Source organism: Streptomyces sp. NBC_00536, assembly GCF_036346295.1.
Classification (GTDB): Bacteria; Actinomycetota; Actinomycetes; order Streptomycetales; family Streptomycetaceae; genus Streptomyces.
On sequence record NZ_CP107819.1, the window covers coordinates 1,268,568 to 1,293,421 of the forward strand.

10 protein-coding genes are annotated in these 24,854 nt (G+C 74.8%); 6 read left to right on the forward strand and 4 right to left on the reverse strand.

The window, feature by feature from the left end:
- Positions 1-45 precede the first annotated feature (45 nt).
- Genes OHS33_RS05285 through OHS33_RS05300 form a run of 4 tightly spaced genes read left to right on the forward strand, consistent with a single transcriptional unit; the run spans position 46 to position 16,320 of the window.
- Entirely contained in the window at positions 46-6,333 is a 6,288-nt protein-coding gene (locus OHS33_RS05285; RefSeq protein ID WP_330329203.1) for an amino acid adenylation domain-containing protein, read from the forward strand.
- Positions 6,334-6,355: 22 nt separating this feature from the next.
- Positions 6,356-13,705 carry an amino acid adenylation domain-containing protein gene (locus OHS33_RS05290; protein ID WP_330329204.1) on the forward strand — a complete coding sequence of 2,450 codons (7,350 nt, stop codon included), beginning with the start codon at positions 6,356-6,358 and terminating at the stop codon, positions 13,703-13,705.
- Positions 13,702-15,003 (forward strand): cytochrome P450, encoded by a 1,302-nt coding sequence (locus tag OHS33_RS05295; protein ID WP_330329205.1) that lies wholly within the window; start codon positions 13,702-13,704, stop codon positions 15,001-15,003. Before OHS33_RS05290 ends, OHS33_RS05295 begins: the two co-directional genes overlap by 4 nt.
- A gap of 60 nt (positions 15,004-15,063) precedes the next feature.
- Complete coding sequence (locus OHS33_RS05300; protein ID WP_330329206.1) at positions 15,064-16,320, forward strand: MFS transporter; 1,257 nt, start codon at positions 15,064-15,066, stop codon at positions 16,318-16,320.
- 44 nt (positions 16,321-16,364) lie between these two features.
- On the opposite strand, the gene OHS33_RS05305 is transcribed toward OHS33_RS05300, so the two are convergent.
- The 3 genes from OHS33_RS05305 to OHS33_RS05315 form a co-directional block, all read right to left on the reverse strand.
- Entirely contained in the window at positions 16,365-19,295 is a 2,931-nt protein-coding gene (locus OHS33_RS05305) for a helix-turn-helix transcriptional regulator (RefSeq protein WP_330329207.1), read from the reverse strand.
- 83 nt (positions 19,296-19,378) lie between these two features.
- Positions 19,379-19,597 carry a hypothetical protein gene (locus tag OHS33_RS05310; protein ID WP_330329208.1) on the reverse strand — a complete coding sequence of 73 codons (219 nt, stop codon included), beginning with the start codon at positions 19,595-19,597 and terminating at the stop codon, positions 19,379-19,381.
- A 59-nt stretch (positions 19,598-19,656) separates the two neighbouring features.
- Positions 19,657-22,932, reverse strand: coding sequence for a type 2 lanthipeptide synthetase LanM family protein (locus OHS33_RS05315; RefSeq protein ID WP_330329209.1), 3,276 nt, complete (start codon positions 22,930-22,932; stop codon positions 19,657-19,659).
- A gap of 353 nt (positions 22,933-23,285) precedes the next feature.
- Here OHS33_RS05315 and OHS33_RS05320 point away from each other — a divergent pair, with 353 nt between their 5' ends.
- Positions 23,286-23,912 (forward strand): helix-turn-helix transcriptional regulator, encoded by a 627-nt coding sequence (locus OHS33_RS05320; protein ID WP_330329210.1) that lies wholly within the window; start codon positions 23,286-23,288, stop codon positions 23,910-23,912.
- Positions 23,909-24,316: a helix-turn-helix transcriptional regulator gene (locus OHS33_RS05325; protein WP_330329211.1), complete on the forward strand. Its 408-nt coding sequence runs from the start codon at positions 23,909-23,911 to the stop codon at positions 24,314-24,316. The genes OHS33_RS05320 and OHS33_RS05325 overlap by 4 nt, the downstream gene beginning before the upstream one ends.
- Positions 24,317-24,351: 35 nt before the next feature.
- Here OHS33_RS05325 and OHS33_RS05330 read toward each other — a convergent pair whose 3' ends face one another.
- On the reverse strand, positions 24,352-24,627 hold the full coding sequence (locus tag OHS33_RS05330) for a GlsB/YeaQ/YmgE family stress response membrane protein (protein WP_330329212.1): 276 nt from the start codon (positions 24,625-24,627) through the stop codon (positions 24,352-24,354).
- Positions 24,628-24,854: the final 227 nt, after the last annotated feature.

A 24,854-nucleotide genomic window follows, 5' to 3' on the forward strand; every position in this document is an offset into this window, starting at 1 on the left:
TTTCCAGACAGCAGTGTTGAGGAAAACACCGCTTGGAGGCCCGCAGTGAAGGCATCGTTCGCGCAGCACAGGCTGTGGTTCCTCGACCAGCTCACCCGAGGTTCCACCGACTCCCTGCTCCCCCTGGCACTGCGGATCCGAGGCGCCCTCGACGTCCCGGCGCTGGAACGGGCCCTGACGGGGATCGTCGCGCGGCACGAGGTGCTGCGCACCCGGTTCACCGCGGTCGACGGGGAGCCCGTACCCCGGGTGGACCCGGCCCGGGCGATCACCCTGGAGCCGGCGGAGGCGGCCGACGCCGCCGAGGTGTTCGCGCGGGAGCTGGCCCGCCCGCTGGACCTGGCCGCGGAGCACCCGCTGCGTGCCTCCCTCACCCGGCTCGGCCCCGAGGAGCACCTGCTCCTCGTGGTGGTCCACCACATCGCGGTCGACGGCTGGTCCTGGGACGTGCTGCTGCGCGAGCTGGACGCCGGGTACCGCGGCGAGGCCGTGGCGGCGCCCGCGCTCCAGTACACCGATGTGGCCGCCGCCGAGGCGGAGCGGCTCGACGGTCCGCGGATGGAGCGCCTGCTGGGGTACTGGCGCGAGCGGCTGGCCGGGGTGGCGCCGCTGGCGCTGCCCACCGACCGGCCGCGGCCCGCGTTCTGGGACGGCTCGGGGGACGTGGTCCGCTTCGAGCTGCCGGCCGCGCTGGTCGCCGAGGTCGACCGGGTGGCCCGCGCGCACCGCGCGACCCGCTACATGCTGCTGCTCGCCGTGTACCAGGCGCTGCTGGGCCGCTACTCGGGGCGCGGCGACATCGCCGTGTGCACCACCCTCGCCGACCGGGGGCGGCCCGGGGTGGACGCGCTGATCGGCCCGTTCGTCAACACCATCGTGCTGCGCACCGATCTGACCGGGGACCCGGCGTTCGGGGAGCTGCTGGCGCGGGTGCGGACCGGGGCGCTGAAGGACTTCTCGCACGCCGACGCCCCCTTCGACCGGGTGGTCGGCGAGGTGGTCACCGAACGGGACCTGTCCCGGCACCCGCTCGCCCAGGCCTCCTTCACCCTGCTGAACAACGCGCCCGCCGCGCGCCGGCTCGCGGATCTGGACGTCGTGCTCGTCCCCCCGCCGCTCGGCGGCACCGGGCTGGACGTGTTCCTCGACCTGAGCCTGCGCGCCAACGGTGACATCGCGGCCCAGCTCCAGTACTCCACCGCACTGTTCCACGATGCGACGATGGAGCAGTTCGCCGCCGGGTACCTCGCCCTGCTGCGCGCGGTGGTGGCCGCGCCCGGGGCCCCGGTCGCCGCGCTCGCGCGGGAGCTGGAGCCGCTGCCCGGCGGCGAGGCCCGGCGCCTGGTCGCACTGGCGGGCCGGGCGGACGCGGAGGCCGAGCCCGCCCCGCCGTTCACCGTGTCCGGCGACCCCGGGTCGGTGGCCCTGGTCTGCGGGGAGGAGTCCCTGACCTACGGCGCGCTGGACGCGCTGACCGGTGACCTGGCCGCCGCGCTGGCCGGGGCTGGGGTGCGTCCCGGCACCCCGGTCGGGGTGTGCATGCGGCGCGGGATCCCGTCCGTGGCGGCGATGGCCGCGATCTGGCGTGCGGGCGGGGTCTTCGTCCCGATGGACCGTCAGCTGCCGCTGGAGCGGCTGCGGTTCATGGCCGGGGAGGCGGGCGTACGGTGCGTGCTGACCGACTCCGCGTCCCGCGAGACGGCGGATGCGCTCGGGCCGCCCGTACTGCCCGTCGAGGACGTCCGGCCCGGACAGGGGGCGGATTCCGGCGCGCCCCGGCACACCCCGGATCCGCGGGAGCTGGCGTACGTCATCTTCACCTCGGGCTCCACCGGCCGCCCCAAGGCGGTCGGTGTGGAGCACGGCGCGATGGCCGCCCATGTGGCCGCGGCCCGGGCCGAGTTCGGGATCACCGCCGCCGACCGGGTGCTCGCCTTCTCCTCCTTCTCCTTCGACGCCTCCTTCGACCAGCTGCTGACGGCACTGGGCTGCGGGGCGGGCCTGGTCGTGCGGCCCGACGAGCAGTGGCTGCCCGACCGGGTGCCCGCGCTCGTCGAGCGCTACGGGATCACCGTCCTGAACCTGCCGCCGACCTACTGGGCCGAGCTGGCCTTCTCCCTCACCGACGCCTCCGCGGCCCGACTGGCCGGCCTGCGCCTGCTGATCCTCGGCGGCGAGTCCGTCCCGGCAGGGGCGCTGGCCGCCTGGCAGGCCCGGGTTCCGGGGGTGCGGGCGGTCAACGCCTACGGGCCGACCGAGACCACGGTGACCGCGACCGTCCACGACATCCCGGCCCCCGCTTCCGACGGAGCCGACGGGGCCGAGCGGTCCCGGGTGCCGATCGGCCGTCCGCTGGGCGGGCGCCGGGCGTACGTCGTGGACGACCGGGACGAGCTGGTTCCCGAGGGCGTGCCCGGCGAGCTGCTGATCGGCGGACCGGAGCTGGCCCGGGGCTACCTCGGCCGGCCCGCCCTGACCGCGGGCAGGTTCGTCCCCGACCCCTTCGGCCCGGCCGGCGGTCGCCTCTACCGCACGGGTGACCTGGTACGACGACTGCCCACCGGGGAGCTGGAGTTCCTCGGCCGGACCGACGACCAGGTCAAGATCCGCGGGTTCCGCATCGAACTCGGCGAGGTCGAAGCCGTCCTGCTGGAGTGCCCGGGCGTGGTGGCGGCCGCGGTGGCCGCCGGCCCGGACGCCCAGGGCGGCACGGCCCTGGCCGGCTATGTGGTGGGCGCCGACGGCCCGGTCCCCGCGCAGGTCCTGCGGGCCTTCTGTGCGGAGCGGCTGCCGCACCACGCGGTGCCCGCCGACTTCGTGACCCTCGACGCGCTCCCCGTGAACGCGTCCGGCAAGCTCGACCGGGCCGCGCTGCCCGCCGTCCGGCCGGACCGGGACCGGGCCGTGAGCGGCGCCGAGTTCATCGCCCCGCGCGATGAGACGGAGCGGGTGGTCGCCGGGATCTGGGCCGAGGTGCTGGGCGTGGACCGGGTCGGCATCGACGACGGGTTCTTCGACCTGGGCGGGCACTCGCTGCTGGCGACGATGGCGGTCTCGCGGATCGCCGAGCGGCTCGGCCGCGAGGTGGAGCTGCGCACCCTGTTCGAGAACCCCAGCATCCGGGCCTTCGGACCGCTGGTGGCGGCGGCCCGGCAGGCCGGTGCGAGCGCGGTGGTCCCGGTGGACCGCTCGGGTCCGCTGCCGCAGTCCTTCGCCCAGGAGCGCATGTGGTTCCTGGACCGGATGTCGGACGCGGGCGACACGTACGTGCTGTGGTTCTCCTGGCGGATGCGCGGCGGCCTGGACCGGGCGGCCTGGCAGGGCGCCCTGGACGAGGTGGTCTCCCGCCACGAGGCGCTGCGCACGGCGCTGACCGAGCGGGACGGGCGGCCCGTGCAGCGGGTGCTGGAGGGGGTCGGCGTACCGCTCCAGTGGCGTCGGGCCCCGGCGGGCGAGGAGTCCGTACGGCTGGCGGAGGTCCGCGAGGAGGCCTTCGCCTTCGCGACCGGCCGGTTCTCCCTGGAGCACCCGCCGCTGCTGCGGGCCGGGGTGTGGGAGCTGGGACCCAAGGACCACGTCTCGGTGATCTCCTTCCACCACGCGGCGACCGACGGCTGGTCCAAGGACATCATCATCGGCGAGCTGTCGGCCTGTTACCGGGCCCGGCTGGCCGGGGAGCGGGCGGCGCTGGCGCCGGTCCCGGTGCAGTACGGGGACTACGCGGTCTGGCAGCGCGACCGGCTGACCGGCGAGGTGCTGGAGCGGCAGCTGGACTACTGGGAGCGGACCCTCGCCGGGGTGCCCGCGCTGGAGCTGGCGACGGACCGGCCGCGTCCGGCGGGCTGGTCGGGCCGGGGCGGGGCGATCGAGGTGGACCTGCCCGCGGAGCTGGCGGCCGGGCTGGGCGAGCTGACCCGCCGGTTCGGGGTCAGCCGGTTCATGGTGCTGCTGGCGGTGACCCAGATCGTGCTGTCCCGCTGGTCGGGGCAGCGGGACGTGGCGGTGGGCACCCCGGTGGCGGGGCGCGGCCAGGTGGAGCTGGAGCGGCTGGTGGGGCTGCTGGTGAACACGGTGGTGCTGCGGGCCGACCTGTCGGGCGAGCCCACCTTCGAGGAGTTCCTGGGCCGGGTGCGGGAGTCGGTGCTGGGGGCCTTCGACCACCAGGAGGTGCCCTTCGAGCGGCTGGTGGAACAGCTGCGGCCGGAGCGGGACCCCTCGCGCAATCCGCTCTTCCAGGTCATGTTCGACGTCCAGGAGAGCGCGACCGGCGGCCCGCGGGTGGAGGGGCTGGAGGTCGAGCACTTCGTCCTGCCGTGGCGCTCGGCGAAGTTCGACCTGACGGCCACCTTCCTGCTCTACCCGGACCGCTTCGCGCTGAACGTCGAGTACGCGAGCGACCTCTTCGACCCGGAGACGGTGACCCGGTTCGCCGGGCACGTGGGCCGGGTGCTGGCCGCGGTGGTGGCCGCTCCGCGGCGGCCCGTCGGCCGCCTGGAACTCCTCTCGCCCGCCGAGCGGGCCCAGCTCACGGGGGCCGCGGGCAGCTCGCCGACGGTGGCCTCGGCGCCGCCCTTCGCGGTACGGGGCGAGGCCGGCGCGGTGGCCCTGGTGTGCGGGGAGGAGACCCTGCGCTACGGCGAACTGGACGCCCTGACCGGCGGCCTGGCCCGGGCGCTCGCCGGGGCCGGGGCCGGTCCGGAGACCCCGGTGGGGGTGTGCCTGCGGCGCGGCACCTGGTCGGTGGCGGCGATGGCCGCGATCTGGCGGGCGGGCGGGGCGTACGTACCGCTGGACCCGCACCTGCCCGAGGAGCGGCTGCGGTACATGGTGGAGCGGGCCGGGGTGCGGTACGTCGTGACGGACGGCCCGAGCGCCGCCCTGGCCACGGCCCTCGGGCGGCCGGTGCTCCGGGTGGAGGACGTACGGCCCGATCCGGACGGGCCCCGGCACACGCCCGATCCGCGCCAGCTGGCTTATCTCATCTTCACCTCCGGCTCCACCGGCCGCCCCAAGGCGGTCGGGGTGGAGCACCACGCGCTGGCCGCCCACGCCCACGCCGCCCGCGAGCGGTTCGCCCTCACCGCGGACGACCGCGTGCTGAACTTCGCCTCCCACTCCTTCGACGCCTCCCTCGAACAGATCCTGCCCGCCCTCGGCGCGGGCGCCACGGTGGTGATCCGGCCCGACGAGGTGTGGACGGTGGAGGAACTCGCCGAGCGGGTGCGGGCGGAGGGCGTGACCGTCATGGAGGTCACCCCCTCCTACTGGGAGGAGATCGCCGCCCGCCTCGACACGGTGGCCGGGGACCTCAAGAGCCTGCGGCTCGCCGTCACCGGCGGGGAGGCGCTGCCCTCGGCGCCCCTGGAGAAGTGGTTCGCCCACCTGCCGGACGTGCCCGTCGAGAACACCTACGGCCCCACCGAGAGCGTCATCTCGGCCACCTCCCACCGGGTGACCGGACCGCTGGCGGGCCGGGTGCCGATCGGCCGGGCCTGGGGGGAACGGCGGCTGTACGTGGTGGACGCCCACGACGAGCTGGTCCCGGTCGGCGTCCCGGGCGAACTCCTGGTCGGCGGAGCGGAGTTGGCCCGCGGCTACCTCGGGCAGAGCGCCCTGACCGCCGAGCGGTTCGTCCCCGACCCGTACGGCGCCACCGGCGGCAGGCTCTACCGCACCGGCGACCTCGTGCGCCGACTGCCCACCAGGGAACTGGAGTTCCTCGGCCGGACCGACCACCAGGTCAAGATCCGCGGGTTCCGCATCGAACCCGGCGAGATCGAGGCCGTCCTGGAACAGCACGAGGGCGTGCGCGGCGCCGCCGTCCTGGTCCGCGAACTGCGCGGGGACCGCGCCCTCGTCGGGTACGTGGCCGGAACGGGCTTCGGCGCCGACGACCTGGCCGCCTGGTGCCGCGGGCGGCTGCCCGGCTACATGGTCCCGGCCGCCTTCGTGGTCCTCGACAGCCTGCCGCTGACCGTGCAGGGCAAGACCGACACCGCGGCGCTGCCCGACCCCGAACTGCCCGCCCCGGCCGAGTCCGTGGCCCCGCGGACCCCCACCGAAGAGGTGACGGCCCAGATCTGGGCCGAGGTCCTCGACCTGCCCTCGATCGGGGTGCGGGAGGACTTCTTCGCCCTCGGCGGGCACTCGCTGCGCGCCGTGGCGGTGGCCTCCCGGCTCCGCGCCGCCTTCGACTGCCCGGTGCAGGTCCGCGACCTGTTCGAGCACCCGACGGTCGAGCTGCTCGCCGCACTGGTGGAGCAGCGGCTGTTCGAGGAGATCGCCGGGATGAGCGATGACGAGATCGACCTGTCCCTGACGGCTGACTTCTGAGACGAGATAGGACCGCATTCCCATGACCACTTCACAGGTCGAACCCTCCACCGCTCAGGGCGGGCTCTCCCCGGCGGCCCGGCAGCTGCTGGAACGCAGACTGCGCGGCCGGGCCGGCGCCGCCCCGGCGGGCATCCCCCGGATCTCGCCCCGCCCGGACCGCGTTCCGCTGTCGTCCGCCCAGCAGGGCCTCTACTTCCTGCACCGGCTCGACCCGCGGGGCACCGAGTACCTGATGCCCGCCGCCTGGCGGTTCACCGGCCCCCTGGACCTGCCCGCGCTGGACGCGGCCGTCGGCGACCTGGCCGACCGCCACGAGCAGCTGCGGGTCGTCTTCCCGGACGTGGACGGCGTACCGGCCCAGGAGGTGCTGCCCACCGGCGGGACCGGTCTGCACCTGGTGGAGCTGCCCGAGGGGGCGGACGCCGCGGCCGTGGCCGACGCCGTGCGCACGGCGGCGCTGCGCCCCTTCGACCTGGCCGTCGAGCCGGGGTTCCGCGCCACGCTGCTGCGGGTCGCGGCCGAGGACCACGTCCTGGTCCTGGCCCTGCACCACATCGTCGCGGACGGCTGGTCCCTCGACCTCCTCCTGCGTGACCTGCGCGCCTTCCACGAGGCCCGCTCCACGGGCGGCGCGCCGCCCGCCGACCCGGCGCCCATCGCCTACGCGGACTACGCGATCTGGCAGCGCGGCCGCGACGAGGGCGCCGACCTCGCCTACTGGCGCTCCGCGCTGGCGGGCCTGACCCCGCTCGAACTGCCCCTGGACCACCCGCGCCCGGCCACCCGCTCCTACGCCGGAGCCGTGCACACCGTACGGCTGCCCGAGGAGCTGACGGCGGCGCTGGCGCAGGCGGGCCGGCGCACCGACACCACCCCGTACATGACCACGATGGCCGCCTTCCAGGCCGCGCTGGGCTTCCACAGCGGACAGGACGACATCGCGATCGGCACGGTCGTCGCCAACCGGGAGCGGCCGGAGACCGAGCAGCTGGTCGGGTTCTTCGTGAACACCCTGGTGGTACGGACGGACCTGGCGGGCGACCCGACCGGGGACGAGCTGCTCGCCCGGACCCGGGAGAGCGTCCTCGGGGCGCTCTCGCACCAGACGCTGCCCTTCGAGCGGGTCGTCGACGAGCTGAGCCCCGACCGCGACCTGTCCCGCAACCCGCTGTTCCAGGTGCTGTTCACGCACACGGCGGCCGAGCGGGGCCACTACGCCCTGGGCGGCGCCACCGGCGCGGCCTTCCCGGTCGACCTGGTCACCGCCAAGTTCGACCTGACGCTGGACGTCCTGGACGACGCGGGGGCGCTGAGCCTGCGCTTCGTCTACCGCCCCGACCTGTTCGCGGCGCAGTCGATGGCCCGGCTGGCGGAGCACACCGTGGCGGTGCTGCGGGCCTTCACCCGGACGCCGTCGGTGCCGCTGAGCCGGACGCAGCTGCTCACGGAGCCGGAACTCGCCGAGCTGCTCGGCCCCGAGGGCCCCGCGAACCGGCCCGTGGCGGCCGCCGGGGATGCCTCCGCGACCCGGGCGCCCCGGCTCGCCTGGGAGCGGCTGGCGGAGCACATCGCCCGGACCCCCGGCGCCGTGGCCGTCTCCGGAGGCGGCCGCGCCCTGACCTACGCCGAGCTGGACGCGGCCTCGCTGGCCCTGGCCCGGCGGCTGCGGGCCGCCGGGATCGGGCCGGAGTCCCTGGTCGGGGTGTGCCTGGGCCGGTCGGTGGACCTGGCCGTGGCGCTGCTCGGGGTGTGGCGGGCGGGGGCGGCGTACCTGCCGCTGGACCCGGCGCACCCGCGGGCCCGGCGGGAGTTCACCGTCGCCGACGCCGGGGTGGAGTGGGTGGTCACCGACGACGCCGGGCGCGCGGCAGTGGAGGGGCTGGCGGTCGGGGTGATCCCGCTGGCGGGACCCACGACCGCCGAAGCGGTGGTCCCGGAAGAGGTGGTCCCGGACGCGGACTCGCTCGCGTACGTCATCTACACCTCGGGCTCCACCGGGCAGCCCAAGGGCGTCGAGGTCACCCACGCCAACCTGGCCTGGCTGCTGGGCGCGGCCGACCACCACTTCGACTTCGGCGCCGACGACGTGTGGACCCTGCTGCACTCCCCCGCCTTCGACTTCTCCGTCTGGGAGCTGTGGGCGCCGCTGACCTCCGGCGGCCGGGTGGTGGTGCTGACCGAGGACGAGGTCCGCGACCCGGCCGCGGTGCACGCCGTGCTGCGCGCGGAGCGCGTCACGGTGCTCAACCAGACCCCGGCCGCCTTCAAGGGGCTGCGGGCCCATCTGGCCCAGCAGGGCGAGGACTTCGCCGCGCTGGCCCTGCGCACGGTGGTCTTCGGCGGGGACGCCTTCGACGCGCGGGACTACCGCGACTGGTTCGCCGCTCCCGCCGCCGGGCGGCCCGCCCTGGTGAACATGTACGGCATCACCGAGACCACCGTGCACGTCACCTTCCGGCTGATCACCGAGGCGGACACGGTCGCCGCGGTGTACTCGCCGATCGGCCGCCCGCTGGCCGGGCAGCACGGGTACGTCCTGGACCGGACGGGCCGGCTGGTGCCCCGGGGCACGGTCGGCGAGCTGTACGTCGCGGGCGGCGGGGTGGCCCGCGGCTACCGCAACCGGCCCGAACTGACCGCCGAACGCTTCCCGTTCGACCCGTTCGCCCCGGCCGAAGCCCACGGCGCGGGCAACTCCCGGATGTACCGCACCGGCGACCTGGTCCGGGTGCTCCCCGACGGGCAGCTCGCCTACGCGGGGCGCGCCGACCACCAGGTGAAGATCCGCGGGTTCCGGATCGAGCCGGGCGAGATCGAGACCGCGCTGCGGGTGCTGCCCGGGGTCCGGGACGCCTCGGTGGTGGCCCGGCCCGACGGACACGGCGGGGCCCGGCTGGTGGCGCACGTCGTGCTGGCCGAGGGGCGGCCGCTGGACGCGGCGGACCTGCGCGACCGGCTGCGCCTCACGCTGCCCGAGTACATGGTCCCCGCCCTGTTCGTCCGCCACGCGAAGCTGCCGATCACCGCGAACGGCAAGGTGGACCGCAAGGCCCTGATCGCGGTGGCGGCCGAAGGTGCCTCGGCCCCGGCCGACTTCACCGCGCCCGAAGGCGCCGTCGAGGAGGCGCTGGCGGGCATCTGGTCCGAGATCCTCGGCGCCGAGCGGGTCAGCAGGACCGCGAACTTCTTCGACCTCGGCGGGGACTCCATCCTGGCCCTGCGGGTGATCGGCCGGGCCCGTTCGGCGGGGCTGGGCCTGAGCGTGGCGGACCTGTTCCGGGCCCGGACGCTGGCCGATCTGGCCGCGCTCGCGGACACCGGCGAGGACCCGGCGGGTCCCCCTCCGGTCGCGCCGTTCTCGCAGCTGGACCCGGCGGACGCGGCGCGGCTGCCCGAGGGGCTCGTCGACGCCTACCCGCTCACCTTCCTGCAGACCGGCATGCTGCACGAGATGCTCGCGGACCCGGAGCGCGGGGCGTACCACAACGTCACCGACCTCAAGATCACCGTGCCCGAGGGCTTCGACCTCGCCGCCTTCCAGACGGCCGTGGACACGGTGGTGCGCGCCCACGACATCCTGCGCTCCTCTGTCGACCTGGTGTCCTTCTCCGAGCCGCTCCAGCTGGTGCGGCCGCGGGCCGACCTGCCGGTGGGGTACGCCGATCTGCGCGGCCTCGGCCGCTCCGAGCAGCGGGCCGCGGTGTCGGCGTACGTACAGGAGGAGTTCGCCCGCCGCTTCGACCTGGCGAGCGCTCCCCTGGTCCGGCTGCACCTGCACCAGGTCGGCGACCACGAGCTGCGGTTCACGGTCACCGACTGCCACATCGTGCTGGACGGCTGGAGCCTGACCTCGCTCATCGCCGACGTGCTCGACCTGCACCGCCAGGTGGTGGCGCTGGGCCGGCGGGAGCCGAGCCTGCCGCCGTCCCCCCGGTTCGCCGAGTACGTCGCCCTGGAGCGGGCCGCGGTGGACTCGGAAGAGAGCCTGAAGTTCTGGAGCGCCCAGCTGGACGACCTGCGGCCGGTGCGCTTCGGGCGCCGCGCCGCCGGTCCTTCCGGGGACGGGGACAGGGACGGGGACGGGGACGCCATCGTCGAGATCCGCCGCTCCTACGCCGCGCTGGCCGAGCCGATCGGACGGCTCGCGCAGCGGGCGGGCGTACCGCGCCGGACCGTGCTGCTGGCCGCGTTCCACCACACGATGGGCCTGTTCACGGACGCGGAGGCCGATGTCGACGGCGGGTCCGCCGGGCACTCGATCGGCCTGGTCACCAACGGCCGCCCGGAGGAGACGGGCGCGGACCGGATGCGCGGACTGTTCCTCAACACCGTTCCGTTCGGGATCCGGCGGACCGGGGAGAGCTGGATGGACCTGCTGCGCGAGGTCTTCATCGCGGAGCAGGACCTGATGCCGCACCGCAGGGTGCCGCTGGCCCGGCTGGGGCGGCTGCGGCCCGAGGAGCCCGGTCTGGTCGACGTGCTCTTCAACTACATCAACTTCCACCGGCTCTCCGGGGACACCTGGGACGAGTCGGAGGAGATCGCCCGGACGATGTTCCCGCTCAACATCAATGTGAGCGTGCAGTCCTTCACCATCGACGCCGACACCACCCGGGTCGACCCGGCCACCGCCGAGCAGCTCGCCGACGCGGTGTGCGCGCTGCTGGAGTCCATGGTCGGGGACCCCGACGGGCCGGTGGTCCGGCCGGTGCTGCGGGGCGCCGCGCGGGAGCGGGCGCTGGTGGAGTGGGCACACGGCCCGGTGATGCGCAACGACCCGCGGATGTTCCACGAGTGGTTCACGGAGCACGCGCTGCGCGCCCCGGACGCGGTGGCCGTCGCGCACGGGGAGCTGGAGGTCGGCTACGGCGAACTCGACGCGGCCGCCGGGGTGCTGGCGGGCCGGCTACGGGAGCTGGGCGTGGGCCCGGAGGTGATCGTCGGGATCTGCGCGGACCGGGGTCCGGACATGGTGCGCTCCGTGCTGGCGGTGCTCAAGGCGGGCGGCGCGTTCCTCCCGCTGGATCCGCAGCACCCCACCGAGCGCCTCGCGTTCGTGGCCGGGGACAGCGGGATGCGGGTGCTGCTCACCCAGTCCGCGCTGGCGGGCCTGGTGCCGTACGAAGGCCCGGTCGTCCTGGTCGACGTACCGGCCGAGTGCGCGGGCCCGGCGTTCGCCGGGGTGCCGACGGCCGGTACGGACGCGGACAACACGGCGTACGTGCTCTACACCTCGGGTTCGACCGGCCGGCCCAAGGGCGCCGCCGTCCCGCACCGCGGCCTGACCAACCTGATCCACGGCCAGCGGGACGTGTTCGGCCCGGGCCCCGCGGACCGGGTGCTGCAGTTCGCCTCGTTCAGCTTCGACGTGTTCGTCAGCGAGCTGACCTGGGCCCTGGCCAACGGGGCGCGGCTGTGCACGGCGCCCAAGGAGGCCCTGATGCCCGGCCCGGACCTGATCGCCACCCTGCACGGGTACGGGATCACCGCGGCCGCGCTGCCGCCGAGCACCCTGGCGGTGCTCGCGGAGCAGGGCGATCCGCTGCCGCTGCTGCACACCATCGTCACCGGCGGCGAGGCGCCCACGGCCGAGATGTCGGACGTCTGGTCGCCGGGGCGGAGGTTCATCAACTCCTATGGCCTGACGGAGACTTCGGTGTGGTCCTGCGCCGAGGTGTGCGTGGCCGGGACGGGGCTGCCGCCGATCGGCCCGCCGATCCGCAACAGCCAGGTCTACGTCCTGGACCGGGACCTCGAACCGGTCCCGGTCGGGGTCCCCGGCGAGATCTGCCTCGGCGGCGACGCCGTCGGCCTGTACTACCTGAACCGGCCCGCGCTGACGGCCACCGCCTTCGTCCCCGACCCCTACGGCGGCGTCCCCGGCGCCCGGCTCTTCCGCACCGGCGACCTCGGCCGTTACCACGCCGACGGCAGCATCGAATGCCTCGGCCGCCGTGACACCCAGGTCAAGCTGCGCGGGTTCCGCATCGAACTCGGCGAGCTGGAATGCGCGTTGCGGGACCTGCCCGAGGTCAACAAGGCCGTGGTGCTGCTGCGCCGTGACCTGCCGGGCGATCCGGCGCTCGTCGCCTACGTCGTCCCGGAGCGGGGCGCCGCGCCGGACGCGGAGGGGATCCGCCAGGCGCTGCGCGCCCGGATGCCCGCCTACATGGTGCCCGCGCGGTTCGTGTTCCTCGACGAACTGCCCCTGAACAGCAGCAAGAAGGTGGACCGGCGGGCCCTGCCGCTGCCACTGGAACGCTCGGACGTGGACGCCGAGTTCACCGCCCCGCGCACCCCGGCCGAGCGACTGCTCGCCGAGGTGTGGCGCGAGGTGCTGGGTCTGCCGGAGATCGGGGTGCACGACGACTTCTTCCGGATCGGGGGGAGTTCACTCTCCACCGTCCGGGTCGCCGCCCGGGCCGCGGCCCGCGGGCTGGCCGTCTCCGTGCGCGACCTGATCGAACTGCCCACGATCGCCCAGCTCGCCGCCCGCGCCGAAGGAGCGGCGGCGGACACCGCGCCCGCCGAGGTGACCTCGCAGGTCCGGCTGCGCGAGGGGGCGGGCGACCCGCTGTGGTGCGTGCACCCGACCGGGGGCAGCGCCGCCTGGTACGTGGGGCTGGCCCGGGCGCTGCCGCCGGGGATCCCGGTCCGGGCCTTCCAGGCCCGCGGCCTGCTCGGCGGGGTGGACCCGACCACGGTGGCCGGGATCGCGGCCAACTACGTCGCCGAGATGACCGCGCCCGGCGGGCGGCCCGGCGGCGGGGACGGCCCGTACGACCTGCTGGGCTGGTCCATGGGCGCCAACCTGGCCATGGAGATGGCCACCCAGCTGCACGAGGCCGGCCACCGGGTCGCACCGCTGACCCTGATCGAGCCCTATCTGCCCAGCGCGGTGGCCCGCGGCCAACTGGAGGCCGTGAGCGCCAAGATGGTCACCGGCAAGCTGCTCCGGGACCGGCTGCGGACACTGGCCCCCGGCGCGGAGCGCGAGGCCGTGACCGCCGAGCTGACCGGCCTGCTGCTGAGCGCGGACATGAGCCCGAGCGAGGCGGCCCTGGTGGAGAACGCCCCGATCGAGGTGTGGCACTCGCTGCTCACCGCCCTGGCCGACTACGAGGTGCGGCCCTACCCGGGCCACGTCCACCTGGTGGTGGGCTCGCACGCCGCCGACCTGCCCGAGGACGAGCCGATGCCCGGCCTCGACGTGGGCTTCCGCGCCTACGTCGAACGCTGGCGGGAGCAGGCCCTGGGCGGGCTGACCCTGCACATCACCGACGGCGACCACATGTCGCTGATGTCCGAGCCCCTGCTGGGCCGGACCGCTTCCCTGCTGCACGCCATCCGGACGGAGACCCGGGCATGACCACGATGATTCCCGCGGGCGGCCCGGCCGCCCTGCTGACCGCACCCGCCACCGCGCCGACCGCGCCGCGGACCGCCGCCCCGCGGACCGCCTTCGCCGAGCGCTACCTCCTCGACCCCGAGATCAACGCCGAGCCCTACGGCTACCTCAACTCGCTGCGCGACCACGACCCGGTCCACTGGAGCGCCATGCACCGGGCCTGGCTGGTCACCGGCCACGGCCAGCTGATGCACTGCCTGCGCGACCCGGCGGTCTCCGCCGAGCGGGTGGGTCCGCTGATGGACGCCGTCCCCGAGGGCGCCCGGGAGGACACCGAACGGGCCTTCTCCATCCTGTCCCGCTGGATGGTCTTCAACGATCCGCCGCAGCACCGCCGGCTGCGCCAGGTGTTCCAGGAGCAGTTCTCGGCGCGCGGCATCGGCCGCTACCGTACGTTCGTCGAGCGGGCCACCCGGGCCATGCTGGCCCGCCGTTCGGTCCCCGGGACCAGGGGTGACCTGCTCGCCGACATCGCCCGGCCGCTGCCCGCGCTGGTCTTCGCCCGCTGGCTGGGCGTGCCCCAGGCGCACGGCCCCTCCTTCTGGTACTGGAACGCCCGCGTGGGCGACCTGGTGCTCGGGGCGGCCCAGGAGGAACGCGAGTACCGCACCTCCCTGCAGTCCCTGGTGAAGCTGGACGACTACCTCGCCGGTCTGGTCCACGACCGCCGCGCCGAACCGAAGGACGACCTGATCAGCTCCGTGCTGGCGGGCGGCCAGATCGGGAAGTCGGTCAGTGAGGAGGAGTTCGTCGGGATGCTGACCCAGATGGCCTTCGCGGGCGGCGAGACCACCAGCAATCTGATCGTCAACACCCTCCTCGCCCTGCTCAGCCACCCCGAGCAGCTGGCCGCGGTCCGCGCCAACCCGGACCTGGTGCCGCTCGCCGTCGAGGAGGCGATGCGCTACGACGGCCCCTCGAAGATGTCGATCCGCAGCGCCGCCCGGGACTTCGACCTCGACGGCCGCGCGGTGCGCGGCGGGGACCGGCTGTTCCTGGTCACCGCCGCCGCCAACCGGGACCCCGGGCGGTTCGCCGACCCCGACGCCTTCGACATCGCCCGGGGCAACGCCTCGCACCTCGGCTTCGGCTTCGGCGCGCACTTCTGCATCGGGGCCGCGCTGGCCCGGCTGGTGGCCTGCGCGGTGGTCGGCGTGCTCGTACGCGACTACCCGGACCTCGCCCTGGACGGCGAGCGGCACACCTGGCAGCTGTCCCTGCTCAACCGCGCCCTGACCGCGCTGCCCGTCCGCTACTGACCCGTGTCCGTCCGCCACTGAACCCGCGGCCGCCCCGGCGGCCCGACGAAGGGTCCGATCATGGCCTCCACCCTGACGAGCGCGGGCTCGCGGCTGCGCGCCCCCGCCCGACTGCCCTCCTTCCGGCTGCTGTGGCTCGGGCAGTCCCTCTCCCTGCTCGGGGACGGCTTCAGCTACATCGCCTTCTCCTGGATCACGCTGAGCCTGACCCAGTCCACGCTGACCCTCGGCTACGTCCTCGCCTTCCAGGCGGTGCCGCGGGCACTGCTGACGATGGTTGGCGGCTCGCTCAGCGACAAGTGGTCCTCCCGCACCCTGATGACGCTCTCCAGCTGGGCGCGCGCCGCGCTGATGGTGAGCGTCGGGCTGATCGGGATGACCGGGTCGCTGACCGTGGTGATGCTGTGCTGCGCGGCCGCCGCCTTCGGCGCCGTCGACGCGTTCTTCCAGCCCGCCAGGGCCTCGATCCTGCCCTCCGTGGTGGACAAGGAGCTGCTGGCCCCGGCCAACGCGCTGCTCGCGGTGGGCACCAAGGTGTCCTCCATCCTGGGCCCGGCCGTCGGGGGCATGGTGGTGGCCCTCTCGGACGCGCCCGTCGCCTTCCTGGTGGACGGGGTGTGCTTCGCGCTCTGCGGGCTGTGCGTCTCCCGGATCCGGACGGTGCCGCGCGCGGCCGATGAGGACTCCAGTGCCGACGTCGCTCCCGAGGCCGGGGACTCGCTGCTCACCCGGATGCGCGCCGGACTGCGCTACGCCCTGGAGGACCCGCGGATCCGCTCCATCCTGGTCGTCGACACGGTGATGACCTTCTGTTACGCCGGTACCTTCACGGTCGGCTTCGCCACCCTCGCCAAGGTCGACCTGCACGGCGGCTCGATGACCCTGGGCCTGCTCAACGGCGCCCTGGCGGGCGGCGCGATGCTCGGCACCCTGGTCGGTGGCTCGCTCAGCGGCCTCCCCCGGGTGGGCCTGCTGATCTCCGCGCTGGCCGGGTGGCTCGCGGTGGGCATGGGGGTGCTGGGGCTGGTGGACAGTACGGTGACCGCGTTCGTGACCGTACTGGTCATGGGCTTCGGCATCGGCTTCCAGGGCGTCTTCGGCCTCAGCTGGATCCAGCGCACCATCGACCCCTCGGTCCTCAGCCGGGTGATCTCGATCGACATGGTCCTCGGTTACGCCATGGCCCCGCTCTCGCTGATCCTGTGCGGGGCCCTGGCCCAGCACGGCAGCGGCCCGATGTTCGCGGTGTCGGGCGCGGTCCTCGCGCTGACGGCGCTCGGTGTGCTCAGCTCCAGGGCGGTGCGCGGGATGCGCTGAACACCGTACGGCCGGGGCGGTCCGCGCCCCGGCCCGGGCCGGCCTCAGACCGCCTGGGCCCGCAACGACGCGGAGAGTTCGCACAGGGCCGACCGGTTGGTGCGGCCCGTCTTGGTGCCGAGGCTGGCGATGTGCTTCTCCACGGTGCGGGGCGAGATGTAGAGGCGGTCGGCGATGTCCTTGTTCCCCAGCCGCTCCGCGAGCAGCCGGAACACCTCGTACTCGCGGACGGTGACCCCCTGGGTGCGCAGCACGTCCGGGATGTTGCCCGAGCCGGTGCGCCGCTGGGCCACGGGGGCGCCCATGCGGCGCAGCGCGGCCCGGCAGGCGTTGGCGACGGGGGCCACGGAGTGCTGGTGGAAGTGGAGTTCGGCCCGGCGCAGCCAGGCCACCGGCTCGCCCCAGCCGTCCGCGTGGGCCGCCTCGGCGATCAGCCGCAGGCCCAGGTGGAGGGCGGTGGCATACGGCTCCGCGGTGCGCAGGGCCTCGTTGACGGCGGCGGCCGCCAGGTCGGGTCTTCCCTCCCGGCCGAGCAGGACGGCGCCCGCGAAGTGCACGAACTGCCGGTTCCAGCGCATCCGGCCGGGGGCGGTGGCGGCGATCTCCTCGTACGGGCCGCGGCCGGCCGCGCCGGAGAGCACGTCCAGGAGCAGCCCGATGCCGTAGCGGCCGCTGAGGTAGTAGGTGCTGGGGTTGGTGCTCTCCAGGTCGGCCACGGTGTGCAGTTCGCTGACCGCGGCGGGCCGGTCCTCCTCCAGCAGCGCGCAGAACGCGCGGGCCAGGCCCCGGGTCAGCGGCTCTTCCTGGGAGCCGCTGCCGTCCCATTCGGCGAAGGCGGTGAGCGCCCGTTCCATCTCGGCCCGCTCGCCCTGGTGGGCCGCGAGGGTCGCCCGGGCCATCAGCACGTAGCGGGTGGCCGGGGCGAGGCGCAGCCGCTGGACGACGGCCAGGCATTCCTCGGCGGCCCCCGCGGCGGCGGTGAACTCGGCGCGCAGCACCGCGTCCAGGATCATGATGCCGTCGATGGTGTAGACGATGGTGGCGGAGCCGAGCCGCTGGGCCTCGCCGCGGGCGGCGAGCAGGGGGACCGTGTTGCCCTCGGTCAGCCAGTTGTTGCCGCCGATGCGGGTGAGGGCGTACATCCGCTGGAGCGGCAGCTGGTGCTGTTCGGCGGTGTGCAGGGCCGATTCCAGCAGGGCCGTGGCCTCGTCGAAGTCCCGCTCGCGGGCCAGGGTGGCGAGCAGTTCCCAGGCCTGGCAGACCACGGTGGGCAGACCGTGCCGTTCGGCGGCCTGGAGCGCCGAGTAGGCGAGTTTCTCGGCGAGTTGGGTGCGGTCGGGGCCGGGGGTGTCCAGGGCCAGGTAGGCGGCGGTGACGTCGATGGAGGCGGTGCTGCGCTCGTCGGGGTGCGCCCCGAGGAGGGCTCTGGCCTGCGCTATCTGCCGGTTGCCGTCCTCCCAGCGCCCGGCGGTGTGGGCCACCTTGGCGAGCCGGGTGTGCAGCGCGGCCAGGCGCTCGGCGCTCAGGCCGCTGCCGCCGAGGGTGTGCAGGTTCTCGGCGAAGCCGAAGGCCTGCGCGAAGTCGCCGGCTTCGGCGAGCGCGGGCAGCAGGGCCTCCAGGGCGGCGGTGCGGCCCGCCGCGTCCCCGCTGGCCGCCAGCAGCCGTTCGGCCCGGCCCAGCAGGGTGACGGCCGAGCCGATGGCACCGGCCGACAGGGCCCGTACCCCCGCCACGGTGAACAGCCGCCCGGCTTCGCCCTCGTCACCCGCGTGGGAGCGCAACTCCGCGACCAGCGGGCACCATTCGCCTTCCAGCTCGGGGTAGAGCGCCTGGACCGCGTCGGCCGCCAGGCCCGACATCTGCGCCCGGTTGGTGGGCGTGAGCTGGGTCAGCAGGGCTTCGGCGGTGAGCGAATGGCGGAACGCGTACCAGTCGGGGGCGGGTTCGTCGTGCACGACGAGCTGCGCCGCGACCCCCGCGTGCAGGTGGCTGAGCAGGCTGCGGTCGTCGATGCCGGTCATCCGCTGGAGCACGGTCAGCGGGAAGCGGCGGCCGATCACGGCGGCCGCGGACAGCAGGGTCAGCCCTTGGGGGGCCAGCCGGTCGACGCGCCGCAGGATGCCGCGCGCGAGGGCGGTGGAGACGTCGCTGCGCAGGTCGCCGACGACCCGCCAGCCGTCCTCGGCGCGGACCAGCGCGCCGCTGCCGATCATGCCCTGGAGGAGTTCCTCGACGAGGAAGGGGCTGCCCGCACTGTCGTCCCAGAGGCGTTCGAGGGCCGCTTCCGGGACCAGTTCCGGTTCGGTGTCCAGCTGCGCGGCGATCACCGAGCGGACCTCGGGCCGGGTCAGCGGGGCCAGTTGGAGTACGGTCCCCACGCCGCGGCGCCGGGCCGATTCGGCCATGTCGAGGGCGTCGCAGGATTCGGTGCGGATCGTGGCCAGCAGGACCACATTGGTGTATTCGAGGTTGTCCACGAGGTACTCGACGACCGCGAGGGTCTCGGGATCCGCGTCGTGCAGGTCCTCCAGCAGCAGGAGCTGGCCGTGTTCCCGGCCGGTGGCGATCAGCAGCCGCAGCACGGCCTCGCCGAGGATCACCATCGAGCTGTTGTCCTGGGCGTCGCTGCTCCAGTCCGGGATGATCCGGCCCAGCGCGGGCCGGTAGGGACCGAGCGGCAGGTCGTCCAGGGACGGGCCGCCCGGCGGACCGCCGCGGAACAGCGCCATCAGGGCCTCGGTCAATGGCCGGAAAGGCACTGTGGGGCCGGTGGTGCTGCTCCGGCCCCGCAGTGCCCGCATACCGGCGGTGAAGGCCATTCCCACGGCCTCGGCGGCGAGCCGGGACTTGCCGATCCCCGCCTCGCCGACCAGGAAGACGACCCCGCCGCGTCCGTCCCTCGCCTCGGTCAATGCCTGCTTGATCTCTAAGAGTTGAGAGTCACGACCGATGATGTACCGCGTACGGGAACGCATGAGCGCAAATCTAGTTCATGTGTGCGGTCCGCAGTGCACCGAAAGTCGGCCTTTCATCCGTGCCTTCCTCCGGATTCCGGGCGCTACCAGGTGACGTTGGGGGCCGAGACGCTGGTGTCGATCTGGCTCAGCGCGACCACGAGTCCGCTGGTGAGGACGAGACCGGCCAGCGCCCGGGCGCGCGCGCACGCCGTGTTGCGGCCCGACAGGGTGATGCCGCCCGCGGGGTCCCCGGCGGGGACCTCGGCGACCGCGTCGGTGGTGGCGTCCGTGGCGGTGGCGTTGACCTGGAACTCCTGCATGGTGGTGAGTACCTTTCTCGGAACCTGACGTGGAGTGTGGTGCTCGGTACAGCAGTTGATCAGTCGAGGAGTAACACGGACGGGACCGCCTCCGGGAAGCCCAGCCTGAGCAGGGCGTACCCGATGCCGGAGAGACCGGTGAGGAGTCCGGGTGAGGGAACGTGGTCGGGGGTGCCGCAGCGGTGGCCGTGGCATTCGAGGCGGCCGAGGATCTGACCGGCGCGGTGGGTGAGGGCGGTGGCGGCCCGGCGGTGGCCCTGCCCGGCGAGGACGCTGAGCAGCTCCAGTGAGCCGAGGGTGCCGTGGCCCAGGCTGAGATCGCCGAACTCGGCGGACTCGGTGGACTCCCCCGCCTCGGCGGGATCGCTCAGCAGGGCCGCGCACCAGGTCAGTTCGGCCTCCGGCACGGGCTGCCCGGCCCGGGCGAAGGCGTCGGCGGCGGCGAGCGCGGTGCCCGCCAGACCGGAGTGCCAGCCGAGGTCGGCGGGGTGGCTCAGCGCGACGTCCAGCGCGGGGCGCAGCAGGGCGGAGCCGGTACGGGCGCACACCTCGGCCCGCTCCGCCGCCCCGGCCGCCGGGCCCCGCTCGGTCTCGGCGGCGGCGTAGCGCAGCAGGGCCCAGCCGATGCCCGCGTCGCCCTGGGCGAAGCCGGGGGCCGCGGGGACGTGACCGGCGGGCCGGGCGAGGCGCGGCTCGGCACGGGCGAGCAGCCGGTCGGCGAAGGCTCCGGCGAGGACGGCGGCGCCGGGCATCCCGGTGAGGCGGTGCACGGCGACGGTGGCGGCCAGCGCTCCGGCGAGCCCGTCGGCCAGATCGGCCGGGCCGTCGGGGTCGGCTTCGACGGCGAGGGCGAGGGCGGTGAGCGCGTCGGGCAGGCAGGCGCGGAGGGGGTCGCCCCCGGCGCTCGCACCGTCGTCGGCCCCGGCGCCCGCCGCGTCGCCCGCACCGTCGCCCAGCAGGGCGGCCAGCCGGGCCACCGTGTAGACGATGCCGCTGAGTCCGTGCAGGGCGCCCGGTCCCACGGCGGCGCTCAGCGCGGGGCTGGCGGCGAGGGTGGCCAGCAGCCGCGGCAGCGGGGCCGCGGCCTGCCGGGCCAGCGCGGTGTAGCGTCCGGCGCCGGTCAGGGCGCCGAGCTGGGCCAGGAAGAGGGCGACTCCGCAGTAGCCCTGGGCCAGGCCGCCGCCCATCGGCAGGACCGCCCAGTGCGCACCGGCGACCTGTTCCAGGCCGAGCCAGTTGACCCGGCCGTCGCCGTGCACCGCGCGGGCCGCGATCTCGTCGGCGATCCCGCAGGCGGCGGTGAGCAGCCGGGACGGCTCGGGGACGACGGCGGGGGCGAGGTGCCCGGCGAGCGCCGAACGGGGGCCGCCGCCGGTGAGGTTGGCGCCGGTCACCGCCAGCGTCGCGGAGATGATCCACTCCTGGTCGTGCCGGTCCACCTCGCCCATCGCGGCGATCTTGTCGAGGGCGGCCCGCAGGCTGGGCGCGGGCAGCACCCCCTCGATGTGCGTGCCCCGCGAGGTGCGCACCGAGGTGTGCGCGGGGTGGTGGTAGAAGATCGGCACGTCTCCGGCCCACAGGTCGGCGGTCTCGTCCTCGATCAGCCGCCGGCGGGCCGGGTCGTTCTCGGATTCGGCCCACAGCACGGCGAACAGCGCGTCCCGGGTCAGCGCGTCGCGCAGCACGCCGGGGTGCGTGGACTCCTCCAGCAGGGTGGTGTAGAGCCGGGTGGCGCGGGCGATGAGCCGGCCCGCGCTGGTGGCCCACCGGGCCAGCAGCCCGTCCTCGCCGAGGAGTTCGTGGCGGTGCCCGGCGATGGCGTCGTAGCCCGCGCGGAAGCCTTCGAGCAGCGCGGCCCGGTGGTCGCCGTGGCCGGCGGCCGGGTCCCGGGGCGCGGGCCGGTTCTGCCCGGCCGGGGTCTCGACCCGGCCCCGCAGCACGCGCATCTCGTCGGTTCCGGCGGCTTCCCAGCTCATCCCGTCGCTCGGGTAGGCGCCGCCGTCCCCGCCGCCGAGCGCGGAGATGTCCATGGCGCCGTGTTCGCCGATGAGCAGGCTCGGCAGCAGGCAGGTGCGATAAACGGAGGCGGACAGGGCGGTCGCCGCGGGGTCGGATCCGCAGGTCACCGCGGCGGGCAGGCCGGAGTGGAGCAGGGTCTCGGCGTCCACCAGGACCGGCTGGTCCCGGCAGGCGATGACGTTCTCGTAGTGCATGTCCACGCCGTCCACCGCGTACAGCAGGGCGAGCAGCGCGCCCTGGCGGCGGTAGAAGCGGTCCAGTTCGGTGGGCGAGGCGCACCAGCCGTGCTCGATGAACTCCAGCCAGCCGTATCCGGGGCGGCGCACCGAGCGGGGGGTCCGCAGTCCGAGGCCGGGCACCTTGCCGTTGGTCCAGGCGACGGCCTGGTCGAGGAGGGCGTGCTGGTCGAGCGGGCGGGGCTTGTGCACGACGGTGGCGCCGTCGGCGAAGCGCAGCAGGGCGACGGCGCGGTTGCCCTGGTGGACGTCGCCGCGGCCGAGGTCGATCCGGACCAGCGGGCCCGGGTCGGTGCCGCCGAGCAGGTTCCGTACGATCGCGGCGCGGTCGGCGGTGTAGCGGTGGACCAGTTCGGCGGTCGCGTCGGCGGCGTGGGCGCAGGACTGGGCCAGCATCCGGGCCAGCACCGGGTAGCCGGTGAACAGCGCGGCCAGGCCTTCGCGGGTGCCGAGCCGGGCCAGGAAGTCGGCGAACCGGTCCCGTGAGGTCTCCCCGGCCAGCTGCCCGGCGGTGCGGGCCGCGTGCAGTTCCCTGACCAGGGTGCGGGCGGACTGCCGGACCAGCCGGTCGCCCAGCCAGCTCTCGAACGCGGTGCGGACCGCGTCCCGTTCGTTCTCGGGCAGCTCGATCCGCGCGGCCGTCTCCGCCCAGGCCGCCGCGGTCAGCGGGCGCAGCGCGGGCAGGAACACCGCGGCGCCCCGCGCTTCTTCGCCGGTCCCGTCCGCCGTCCCGGCCGTCGCGGTCCGCTCTCCGGTCCCCCCGACGGGCGCCGCCGCCACGATCCGCTCGATGTACGACGCCCACTCCGGCTTCTCGGCGCGGGCGGCCAGCCGCCAGGACCGCTCCGCCGCGAGGGCGTACCCGGTCTCCTCGGTGGCCCCCAGGCTCGCCAGCCGGGCCGCGAAGGCCTCGGGGTCCCCCAGGGCCCAGGAGGCGGGCCGGGCGTGGGGGGCGGCGGTCCGCGCGGGTGCGGGGGCACCCGGTGCGGCGAGCCGCTCCCGCAGGTTCAGGGCCTGCGCCCACCAGGAGTGGGTCAGGCCGCCGACCTCGGTTCCTGCGGCGGTGGCGGTGTCAGTCACAAGAGAAAACTCGCAGAGGCGCGCGCCCCGCACATGGGGGCACGTCCCCCATATTCCGCGCGGCGGCCCCCAGAGCCGCCGCGCACACCGTGTACACACACCCCACACACCCCGTACGGACACCCCGTGGACCCGGGGCGCACCCCGCGCCGGCCTCGTGCGCACCGCCGCGCACGCCCTGCGGGGGGATCCGGGCAGGGACCTTCACAAGATCCGCCACACGCGCCGCCGCGCCTTCACAAATGTGGGGGCCCGGGCCCGATGCCCCGCCCGGCGGCCGCCCGCACTCTGGGGACCAGCGCCCTTTCCGCCGGTCCGACACCCCGGTAGGCGGATGACTTTCGGAGGACCCGGTGGGAGAACCCGTCCCTGTCAACGTCGTCGCACTCGATCCGGTGCTCGAAGCCGGTACCAAGAGCGCCCTGCTCGCCTGTCCGGAGGTGTCCCTGACCGCTCCGGGCGGCGACCCCCGCGTCGTCGTCATGACCGTGGACCGGGTCGGCCGTACGGAACTCGACGTACTGCGCTCGATCCGGGAGACCCCGTCCCGGCCGGACGTGGTGCTGGTGGCGGGCGAGCTGGAGCCCGCCGACGCCCTGCACGCGATCGCCGCCGGAGCCCGGGGGCTGCTGCGCCGCCGCGAGGCGGACCCCGTCCGCCTGGCCCGGGCCGTACGGGCCGCCTCCCGCGGTGACTGCACGCTGCCGCCGGACCTGCTGGACCTGCTGCTGGAACACTCCGGCGCCCGGGGGGCGGCGGCCGACGGGGTGGCCGGTCCCTGGGACGCGGCCGGGCTCAGCGACCGGGAGCGCTCCGTGCTGCGGATGGTCGCGGACGGGCACGAGACCAGCGAGATCGCGAGACGGCTGTGCTATTCGCCGCGGACGGTGACCACCGTCGTGCACGACATCACCCAGCGGTTCCGGCTGCGCAACCGCGCCCACGCGGTGGCCTACGCGCTGCGGGCGGGCATGCTGTGAGCCCCGTCGCCGCACTGACGCGCACCCCGGCCCGCGAGCCCGCCCTGGAGGCGGGCCGGCTGAGCCGGATGCTGGCCCAGGTCGCCACCGGCCTGGCCCCTGCCCCCGAACCGGCCCCGGACACGGTCGAGATGCCCTATCCGGACCTGGTCCGACTGCTCGGCGGCCACCCCTCGCTGCCGCCGGCCCGGCCCGTACTCCCCGCGCACGCCCCGCATTTGACGGCCCGCCAGACCTCGGTGCTGGCCCTGATGGCGGAGGGTCACGGCAACGCGGTGATCGCCCGCACCCTGTCCTGCTCGGAGCACACCGTCAAGAACGTCATCTACGAGCTGATGTCCCGCCTGCACGCCCGCAACCGCTCGCACGCGGTGGCCTGCGCGGTGCAGTACAGCCTCATCTGAAGCCCTTCGCCGTGGGTACGGCCCGTACGGCCCGGTTACCTGCGTGCATCGCGCGAGTTGCCGAAGAGGATGCGGTAGGCGATGAGCAGGACCAGCGAGCCCGCGATCGCGGCGCCCCAGGTGGCCAGGTCGAAGAAATTGTTCTGGACCGGCCGGTCGAGGAACTTGGCCGACAGCCAGCCGCCTATGAAGGCGCCGGCGACGCCGATCAGGGTGGTCCCGATCAGACCGCCCGGGTCGCGCCCGGGCAGCAGGACCTTGGCGATGCCTCCGGCCAGCAGCCCCAGAATGATCCAGCTGACGAACCCCATACCCGCTCACTCCTCTATCCCGCCTGCCCGCACCCGTCCGTCGGTGTGCGCGCTCACCAGGAAGGACGCCGCGCGGGCCGAAATGGTTCTCCGGCACGGACCCGCACGGTCCGGATGAGGAGGTCACCGAGGTGCGCGGACCCGAACCTTGACGGGCCTATGCCGTCAAGTGGCCGGAAAGGCACAGTCGTCGGGCAGGCCGGGCACATGTACACGCACCCGCCCCG

Excerpts from the sequence above, each read along its gene's own strand:
- OHS33_RS05310 (WP_330329208.1), bottom strand. The coding sequence starts at position 19,597 with ATGCAGGAGTTCCAGGTCAACGCCACCGCCACGGACGCCACCACCGAC.
- OHS33_RS05300 (WP_330329206.1), top strand. The coding sequence starts at position 15,064 with ATGGCCTCCACCCTGACGAGCGCGGGCTCGCGGCTGCGCGCCCCCGCC.
- OHS33_RS05290 (WP_330329204.1), top strand. The coding sequence starts at position 6,356 with ATGACCACTTCACAGGTCGAACCCTCCACCGCTCAGGGCGGGCTCTCC.
- OHS33_RS05305 (WP_330329207.1), bottom strand. The coding sequence starts at position 19,295 with ATGCGTTCCCGTACGCGGTACATCATCGGTCGTGACTCTCAACTCTTA.
- OHS33_RS05330 (WP_330329212.1), bottom strand. The coding sequence starts at position 24,627 with ATGGGGTTCGTCAGCTGGATCATTCTGGGGCTGCTGGCCGGAGGCATC.
- OHS33_RS05295 (WP_330329205.1), top strand. The coding sequence starts at position 13,702 with ATGACCACGATGATTCCCGCGGGCGGCCCGGCCGCCCTGCTGACCGCA.